We start from the raw sequence: 9,476 nt of genomic DNA, 5'->3' as shown, positions 1-9,476 counted from the left end.
ATGAGGGGTCTGTCGGCTGGCTGGTGCCACGCTGAGATGCGCGTTCGATTTCCACCTGGCGCTCCTGGCGGAGGCGTTGTAGCTCACCTTCCAAGGTCGTCAGGTTGGCCACGGCACTCTCGGCCTGATCCAGTGCCCCCTGGAGGCGGGCCAGTACCGAGCCATCCGGAATGTCCCAGCCCAGTTCCAGCAGGCGCAGGCGGTTGGCTACGCTACCGCTGGGGAAGGCGGTCGGGCGCCTTCCCTCGCAGGGGAGAATGGGGGCGCTACATCAGTTTTACTATTAGTGATTATTTCTAGTGGTCATAAGAACCATTTTTTTTATATAAAGGAATGTTCCTCCCGCCACTAGAAGTAATGCGGAAGGAATATATGTGTACATGGGGAATGCCACCATGAGTTTTATTTTTTTTGGAATCTCTTCGAGCTTAATGGCTATACAGGCATGCGGAAATTTTTTTGAATGACCTTGGAGTTTCGGAATAGCAAAAACGCACCGTAGCTCGCTGCTCTGCCCATCTCCCAAGGCCACAACCCTTTAAGGCCTCTATTTGGGAAGTCCGGGCTATCGAAATGGTTGTCTATTTCTTTCATGTGCAGTAGCAATATTAATCCCCATGCGACAAGCGATAGTACGCTAAATGCTATGGCTATGGCTATGGCTATGGCTATGGCTATGGCTATGGCTATGGCTATGGCTATGGCTATGGCTATGGCTATGGCTATGAGTATGAGTATGAGTATGAGTATGAGTATGAGTATGAGTATGAGTATGCCTAGCATATGCTTTGGTTCTATCATTTCAATTGCCATATATAAACTCGCCTGCCAATTCTCCGCCAAATTTCCCTATCTCTTCCCCCGCCCTCCCTCCGACATACCCCGCACCTCCTACCACTACTACCCCACAGACAAGTCCGCCAACCCCGGCTGTCGCCGCCCCGATTGCTAAGCATATGCCACCAGCTGCATATCCTGCGGCACCACCTACTATAGCACCACCAGCGACATTGCCGCCGAAGCCAGCCCATTCTCTGACTCGCTCAATATTGCACTCTTCTTCGCGCCCTGATGTGCATGCTTCACGCACATTCGAGTGAGTTGATAATGCACTAAATCCTACCCCTACATAGCCGGACCGGCTTATCCACCGACTGGCTCTGGCGATATTGGAGTAATTGTCAGCATAGCCCGGGATGCCTGATGCTGAGGACCCTGCTTGGCTCCAGTGATGCACTGCGCTTCTCGTCGAGATACCTAGTGCATGGCGTAGCTCCGGATGCTCCGGAATCCCTAAGCCCATACGGGTGACGCGATCGAGCAAGGAGTCCAGATCTCGAAAAAGGGCCCTGCGCCTAGAGTAGAACTCTTCACCTCCAAGTCGCCCTGTCCGCTCATAGGTGCGTTGATAAGAGGGCTTCTATTTGCCGCAATTTAGCCTCGACTTGTCTTGTAGAAACATGTCATGACGGTCACTTACATGAAACCACTAATGTGAGCAACCCCCCCAGCGGAGAATATGAATATCATAGGCAGCCAGAAAGTATACATGGGGAGAGCAACCATCAGTTTGATTTTTTCGGAAGCTGTTCAACGTTGATGGTTTGGCAGGCGTGAGGAAACTTTTTTTGCACAACGCGGGTACTATGGAATATCAAAAAGACACCATAAACCAACATTTTTGACACCCCATAAGGCCATATCACCTTCGCTCCTCTGAGAGAGAAGTCTGGGCTGTCGAAATAACTATCTATCTCCTCAGAATGCAAGAGCAGGATGATAAGCAGTGTTGTAAGTGACAGGAGTGAAACTGCTAGCGCAAGAAGCATCAACACTACATATACCAGCTTCAAATCAATAAACTCATTTACCATATATCTTTTCCCCTACGTACTCTCCTGCGCCCCCCATAATATATAGCCCATTTCTTACAAAGCCATCAGAGAGAGCGTGGAATACGCAATAGTCTTTCTGACATAAATGGTGATAGAACTATAGGGGCCACAACAGCCATCAGAAGAAACCCCTTTAAGGCTCCTCCCAGAACTAGCTGATTGCCAAATACCCCAGGCCAGCCGGCACCATAGTCCAGCCATGTGTCATTGAGTTCGCTGACCGCTCCCTCGTTTAGCGCCGGTTCCCCCGTAGGAAGGGGCAAGGGGCCAGAAAGGCGATACGGCCCCCTGGCAGGCGTTCCACATCGCCGGCACGCTGGAGCTGGCCCGGTGTCGGTTCGGGAAGCGCTTCGCAGTGGGGGCTTTTCACCATCACCAACTCATTGGTCCTGGGATAACGACCGCATGAGCAGCGTTATCTCTTTGGCGTCAGATGATCACGCGGGTTGAGCCTTCACGCTAAACGGAAACGACGGATAGGCCTTGTGGCTGGACGCCGGCGGCGTGACCCCAAAGCGCTTTTCGATATCGCCCATCTCGGTAAATTTCTCGCCACGCTGGTAGGCGGCGCGGAGCTGCTCGCTCAGTTCGGTCATGGCCGCCGAGGGCTTGGCCCACTGCGCCTTGGGCAGCGGCTTGGACCACTCGGCCAGCCAGTCCTTGGGGACCGCCTTGGGCAGCACGTGCTGCATGCGGTACTCGGTGTACCAATGGGCGAAGCGGGCGTGTTCCCACAAGCGCTTGCGCCGAAAGCGCCGCCAGCGCGCCCTGTCGTTGGTGCGTTCACATGCCGCCTTTTCACGGGCGACGTAGGCGTCGTACCACTCGAGGCCCCACTCCTTGGCCGAGGGCGTAATCGCTTCGGCGCCCTCTTCCATAAAGCGGCGGATATACTCCCACTGGGCCAGCGCCCCGGGCAGGCCGCCGACACCGACGATAATCCCCGCCCCGGGCAGGGTATAACCCGGCCGCTCGGGATCGGGCGGCAGCAGGGCAAAGTTCCAGCCAAAACCAGTGATGGCCCCCGGCCCTAGGCTGGGGTTAAAGCCGCACACCGCGACGATATCTTCCCAAGGCACCAACACCGTGCGACGCTCACGCTTGAAGAGGCAGCAGATGGCATCGTAGATCGGGGGATAAACAAAGAGAAAAGCCATGGCGCCGAGGTGCAGTAGCGTCAAACCGAGTGGAAAACTCTCCCGGGCGCCACGCAACCACTCTCCTATTTCGATTATACCTAGAACCCCCAATATCGCTGCTGCTGTACCCACTGTCGATATTAACCACAGATTATGAGGCGCAGGTAGCCAAAAGCGCCCCGGGGGAACCACTACAAATGCCACTTCACGGCGCTGTCGATTGAGGCGAATAGGTGGGAGGCGCTTGAGCAGCGTATTGATCCATATAATGCCTAGAATAAAGAAATTTAGAAAAACAAAATATAGCCCCCCCCCAAAAAAAGTCATTAACTGGAAACCTGGGGAATAGCCTCCTAACCCCGCCCAAAGAATCAGAAAAAGAAATATCATGCAAAGCGATAACCCGCTGGCAACGTGGCCCGCTGTCATAAGGCTTTCGGGACTCGCCCCTTGGCGGATATCCATGGTGACGTCATCATGGCCAACATCGATATGGGCCACGTCCACCCCGTGTTCGCTATCCACGGGGAGCGGTAATGGGCTAAGGCAGTACTGCTCGCCCCCGGCGCGGCTTTCACGCTCGCCTGAGCGCATCGGGGGCAGGGCCTCTTTGGGGCTGGTGTTAAACATCGATCATCCTTGTCTAGGGTGCCCAGGGCGTAAGCGGCATGCTCGCCCAGTTGCCCGCCTTGATACTACGGAAAAATCCATTGGTCAGGGCACTTACCTCACGCCACTCGCTCGGCAATGAGCGGCCACGCCGGTATAGCTCGTAGACCCGGGTGGAGGATTCGCCGTAGAGCCGCGACTGCACGACAAGCCGTACAAAATGGTACTGACTCAGCACCTCTGGTGCTAAATGGTAGATAACCGCCGAGCCAGGCGCATCGGCATCTCCATGCACATGTGCCAACACATCTCTTGTCAGCTCTTGGTGTGAGCCGCTCATGGGCACGCCCCATAGTCCGAAGGAGAGCGTCTCTTCATTGGGGAGCTCGCCGCCGGGCATGATAAGGCGGAAGGCCAAGTCGCTGGCAGCCGGGCCAGGTCCGGGGCCAGCATGGGCTGCGGCGACACCCTGCCGCTCCACGCTGGCTTCGCTACCGCTGATTTTGCCCAGTTCCTGCTCGTGGGTTTCCATGCTCCAATTTTCGCTGCGCTGGCCCCAGTAGCTGCGCTGACACCAGCTCTGCACGGGGCTTAACGAGAAACGGCTGGCCAGCAGGTCGCCCACGACCAAGAGCAGCGTGCTGGCCGCCACAAACCAACCCACCGGGCCAGCAAACTGCAACATCAATAGCCGCCATTGCGCGGCAGGAGCGCCCAAAATTCTTCCAGCAAGGCCCATACCACCCAAGAAGCCACCACCAAGCGCTGTTCCAGAAGCCCCTGCCAATGCCACATAGGTTGCCAGCCGCTCCGCCTGGGTCTCCGTTCGTCCTATTCGCTGAGATTGCCTGAGCGCTTCAAAGACACCCGCTGCCCCCCCTAAACCAGCCACAATCCCCATAGCCCTATTCGCTACACGCGCCCAATTCTCCAGTTGTATGGGGCTTCCCGCAGCAGCTCTTAGCGCAGGGTCTGCTATTTGTAAAAAAGACCGTCCCGCATAAAGCTTGCGATGGCGAGCATCGACGATCATTTCCCTAATAGCTGCCATCCCAGCAACTGAGCCAAGCCCCTGAGCTGCAGAATTACCTGCATATTCCCAGAATCGTTCATGACCTCTCCCTGCTTGCCTGAATTCTTGAAACGCACTCGCAAAGGTAATCCCTCCCAGCATGGTTAAACTTCCATTTACCAACACCCCCAGGCTGCGCGTGATCGACACGTCATTCTGCTCATTACGGATCAGGGTATCCAAGGTACTGCGCATGGTGCCGCGGGGCTGTTTGGCGACCTCCTGGAACGCGTTGCGCTCGGCCAGCGCGGCACGGGTCGCTGCCAGGCTCAGCCCGCCCACCTTCAGCGCATGGGTGCCCTCCTCGTTGACGGGAAAGCTATGCTCCATCAGGGCCTCTATCGCATCACCCAACCGTCTCTGCTCGCGCTTGATGTCGGCGATCTTGTCGCGGATCCTGCGCGCATTGAAGTTGTCGGCGGCGCGCCGATGTGCCTGGCTGGTGCCACGCCTCGAAGCGCGTTCGATTTCTGCCTGGCGCTCCTGGCGGAGGCGTTTGAGCTCATCCTCCAGGGTCGTCAGGTTGACCACGGCACTATCGGCCTGATCCAGTGCCCCCTGGAGGCGGGCCAGTACCGAGTTATCCGGAATGTCCCAGCCCAGTTCCAGCAGGCCCAGTCGTTCGGCGAACATCAGCCGTTGCCCTTCCGGCAACCGATCCGCCAGGGTGGAGAGGCGCTCCCCCAGATCGAGGTCCTGCGCCTCGTCGAGAAGCGTGCCGAGCACGGCGTCGCCGAGCATCTTTTCCTTGTGCTGGACCTCACCGGCGATCGCCGCTCGCGATTCATCGGATAGGCCCTCCACGCTGCGGAACCGCAGGCCTGACTGCCCCTCGACGCTGGCCCGCCACTCCTGGTAGTTCTTCAAGGCACCCGATGCGCCCATCAGTGCTGCCGTCTGTGCCAGGGAGTGCTGTATGCCATCGGGCTGCGACAAGAACGTCTCGATGAAGTGTTCGGTGGGCGAATAATGCAGCAGATGCCCCGCACCGAGGGTGTCGCCAGCATAGTGGCGTATGAGGAATTCATTCTGGCCACAGGCCATCAGGGTCTCAACGGCCGCCTTCTCTATCAGGCAGGTCGCCAGTATCTGATGCTCATCTTCGCGATCCAGCAGCAGCGCATGCAGGTGCCAGGCACCCAGGATAGCGGCGAGATCGTCGCCAATACGCTGATAATCCTCCTGCCACTGCTCCTGAAATGGGTTGGCGTAGGCCAGGAAGTTTTCCATGTCCTGCTGACGAATCACATCGACGATGCCGTTGGGTGCCAGCGCGTAGTTGCCACCGATCACTTCGCGGAAGTGGTCGCGCTCGGTGCGCTCGACAAAATCCTTTACCTGCTCGGCATCGGTGCCGAGTCGCTCGGCGAGTTGCTGGCTCAGACCATCGATATCTCGTTCGATGGGTTGTAGCGCCCCACCAATGAAACCCGGATGACCGCCAGCACTGACGGTCACCGCCTCTTTAGTCTCGCGATGCTGGGAATAGAGATCAGCGAGGGCCTGCAGGTCGTCTCGCTCTTCGTCGCCGGCTTCTCCCAGCCACTCAGGCATGTTGCCAGCACCGGCATGTTCAATATGCGGCTCGAAGCTCAAGGTCATCAGGCCATCGATGGTGGTAGCCGCAAAGTGCTCGGTTTGGTGCTTATCGAGCCAGCCACCCTGCTGCGCTGCCAGGCATGCCCACGCCTGGGTCAGGTCCTTGATGCGCCCGGGGATATCCTCGACCAGCAGGCAGGCGCTGTCTTCCTGATAATCTTTCTGGATTGTGCTTTTGATCGTGGCGGCATTGCTGGCTTGCCACTCCTCTGCCTCGCTATCGCACCAGGCATAGCTCCCGGTATCGAGCTCCGCCTCCGCGTCTTCCTGGTCCGGGGCGTCGGGTGTCTGGCGATGCTCGCCGTGATCGTCTGCCAGCACCTCGGCGAGGGCATCTGGATCGAGCAGGTGCGCGGTTCCGTTGCCAGGACAGTAGGCACCGACATTGACTCGCGTCATGACCTGCTCGCGGAAGGCTTCCTGCTTGAGCATCGATTCATGCAACGAGGTGAACTCAACGAGGCTGAACAGCACCTGGATACTGCCCTTGCGCTCGACAATGATCTCATCGCCGCTGCCATCGGGCTCGACCTCGAACACCTGCAGCTCATCGGGTGTTTCGCTATGCACCAGGTAGAGCCAGCCTTTTCGTACCGGGCGCACCCCACAGTGGCGGAAGCTGCCGCCATAGGCGGGTGAAAACCCGGGTGTCGCGGCGACGCGTTCTGCCTCGGGTGACTCGACCAGGGCATAACGCACCGGTATCAACTGCAGGTCGCTGCGTGTCAGGGGGCACTGCCCTTGCTCCTGGCCGGGATCATTGTCGCTCTGGCTGTCGGCGACGCGGTTGGCGGCTTCCATATCGGTACTCATGCATTGCTCTCCCTGCTCGATAGCCGCTGGGCCTCGGTGACGGCGGCCTTGAGTCGTTCCATGGGGGGACGGTCGTCGGTGCGTGTCAGGAGCCGAGCCAGCTCCGGCATGCGCTGTTCATCCAGGGCGGCCTGACCGTGGGCCCCCAGGATATTGGCCATGTAGTAGTGGGCACGCCGGCCGGCGAAGCCCAGGTCCCGTGTGGTATCGATGACCCGGCGAGCGGCGATCGAGGCCACCCCGCACTCCCTGATCAGCGGGCCGCGGGCAAAAAATGTCTGCAGGTGCTGTGCCAGTTCTTCAGCAAAGTGTTGCCAGGCAATGCGACTCAGCGAGTCGAGATGCGCGGGCTGCAGATGGAAGCGCTCCTGGTGGCGTATCGGCGTCCCCGAGGCGTTGGTCACATGCCGCCAAGTGAGGCTGCCGTCTTCGACGATCGGCAGCCATAGCGCCGCTATCACGCCCAGGAGGGGGCTTTGTGATGGCTCCGGCTCGCCCTCGAGGAGGCACTGCATGACCTGGGCAGAGGCCAGCCGTACGATCTTTTCCCCCTCCAGGGGATGCTCGACGAACAGTAGCCAACGGAGGTGTTCCGCGACGTCCTCCAGCGAAGCTTCGCTGGCCATGAGCCAGCCCCAGCCCTCGACCGCCCCTTGATCCAGGAACGCCTCCCAGATAGGACTCCCCCTCTCCAGGGCCACCAGGCAGGGTGATATCTTGCGACACTCCTCCAGGGGTGTGCGCAGGTAGAGCGGCTCATAGACGGGGGCATCGAGATGCTGGTAGAGCCAGCGCTCCAGCGGCTCGAGCTTGATGCCGTCGAGCAACAGATAGTGCTGCCTCTCACCGAGTGCCATCCCTGATGGTGGCGCCCCTACTGGCAATGCTTCCATGACGTCTATCCCTGACTCTCGCCAATCGGCTTGCAGGGCTGTGTCAGGGCCATCTCCTGGCGCAGGGCGGCCTCCTGGCGAGGTGGCTCGATACGCGGCACGCCCGGCGCCGCTTCCACTTCCCGCGGCAGTTGCGGGGCCTCGGCGGCCTGGCCGGAGCCCGAGCCCGGGCTGCCGCCGGAGTTGATCTTGACGCTGGCGCCGCTGATGGTCACGCCGCTGGGGTCGAGCTTGACGAAGCTGCCGCCGGCCTGGAGGGTGATCTCGGCACCGGCCTCGATCACCACCTTCATGCCCGCCTTGTGGTGAATCTCCTGGCCGGCCTCGATGAGCTGGGCGCGGCCGGTCTTCTCGTGGCGGCTGGCGCCGACGATCAGGTGGTCGTCACCGTCTACCTGGGAGTGGCGCTGGCCGTGCACGGTGAGGTGGTCGTCGCTGTCAATTTCGGCGATACGGTCGTGGTGCACCTTGAGGTGGCTGTCGTGGCCGATCTCCTCCGTGCGGTCGTGGTTGGTGAGAAGCTCCAGGTCCTTCTGGGCGTGCAGCCAGATCTGCTCCCGGTCGGCCTGGTCCTCGAAGCGCAGCTCGTTGAAGCCGTCGCCCTGGTGGCTCTGGGTGCGCAGCACGGTGCGGGTCTTGTGCTCGGGCAGGGCGTAGGGCGGGGTGTTCACCGCGTGGTAGGTGCGCCCGGTGATCAGCGGCTGATCGGGGTCGCCTTCCAGAAATGACACGACCACCTCGTGGCCGATCCTGGGAATCGCGATGCTGCCGTAGCCGCCGCCGGCCCAGCCCTGGCTCACTCTCAGCCACGCACTCGCCGTTTCGTCGGGCGCGGCGTAGCGATCCCAGGGGAACTGCACCTTGACCCGACCGTGCTCGTCGCAGTGGATCTCTTCACCTTCGGGACCGACCACGAAGGCGACCTGGGGGCCGTCGACGCGGGGCCTGGGGTCGGGCTCGGGGCGCCAGGCGGTGTCGGCGGGGGTGAGGACGAGCTCGTTGTCATATTTCGTCATCCCGGCCGCATCGCCTTGGGTGACACCATCCTCTTCCAGCGCCTGGGGCTGCTCGCCGTGGTGCTCGACCGTCACCACCTGCCAGTCGCGGTTGAGACTCTCGGCATCGTGGCCCGCGAGGGTGAAGCGGGTGCCGGGGGCGAGCTCGGGCAGGTCGCTCTCGGCCTCGGCGGTCAGCGCATCGTGGCGCAGGCGTTCCAGGCGAATGCGGGTGAAGGCCTCGCCGGAGGCGTCCGCCTTGTAGCGGCCGGGGTAGTCATAGTGTTCGTAGTCGTCTCTCTGCGCATGCTCCTCCAATCCCTCGGCAGCGTGCTCGTGTCGTTGGGAATACGCGGGCTGCTTGAAGGAGGTGTCCTTGAGGATCGCCGAGGCGGGCCGGACCCGCGATACCTGGCGGAGCTTGCGCACATGACGCAACGGCGGCGTGCCGCCGGCGCGGG

General features: G+C 60.2%; 6 protein-coding genes. All 6 read right to left on the bottom strand.

Features of this window, described 5'->3' with window-relative positions:
• Positions 1-435 precede the first annotated feature (435 nt).
• A complete protein-coding gene (locus ACOMD9_RS20865; RefSeq protein WP_421417931.1) occupies positions 436-813 on the bottom strand; it encodes a hypothetical protein in 378 nt (125 codons plus the stop codon).
• A 752-nt stretch (positions 814-1,565) separates the two neighbouring features.
• Positions 1,566-1,874 carry a hypothetical protein gene (locus ACOMD9_RS20860; protein WP_421417930.1) on the bottom strand — a complete coding sequence of 103 codons (309 nt, stop codon included), beginning with the start codon at positions 1,872-1,874 and terminating at the stop codon, positions 1,566-1,568.
• A gap of 458 nt (positions 1,875-2,332) precedes the next feature.
• On the bottom strand, positions 2,333-3,664 hold the full coding sequence (locus tag ACOMD9_RS20855; protein ID WP_421417928.1) for a hypothetical protein: 1,332 nt from the start codon (positions 3,662-3,664) through the stop codon (positions 2,333-2,335).
• Between the two features lie 13 nt (positions 3,665-3,677).
• The gene (locus tag ACOMD9_RS20850) at positions 3,678-7,127 is read right to left on the bottom strand and encodes a toxin VasX (protein WP_421417927.1); all 3,450 of its coding nucleotides are present in this window, start codon (positions 7,125-7,127) and stop codon (positions 3,678-3,680) included.
• On the bottom strand, positions 7,124-7,984 hold the full coding sequence (locus tag ACOMD9_RS20845; RefSeq protein ID WP_421417926.1) for a DUF4123 domain-containing protein: 861 nt from the start codon (positions 7,982-7,984) through the stop codon (positions 7,124-7,126). The genes ACOMD9_RS20850 and ACOMD9_RS20845 overlap by 4 nt, the downstream gene beginning before the upstream one ends.
• Before the next feature lie 41 nt (positions 7,985-8,025).
• The coding region (locus ACOMD9_RS20840) for a type VI secretion system Vgr family protein (protein ID WP_421417925.1) at positions 8,026-9,476 on the bottom strand (1,451 nt) is incomplete at its 5' end.

The organism is Halomonas terrestris (assembly GCF_049166755.1).
Classification (GTDB): Bacteria; Pseudomonadota; Gammaproteobacteria; order Pseudomonadales; family Halomonadaceae; genus Halomonas.
This window is presented reverse-complemented; position numbering and strand designations above follow the sequence as displayed.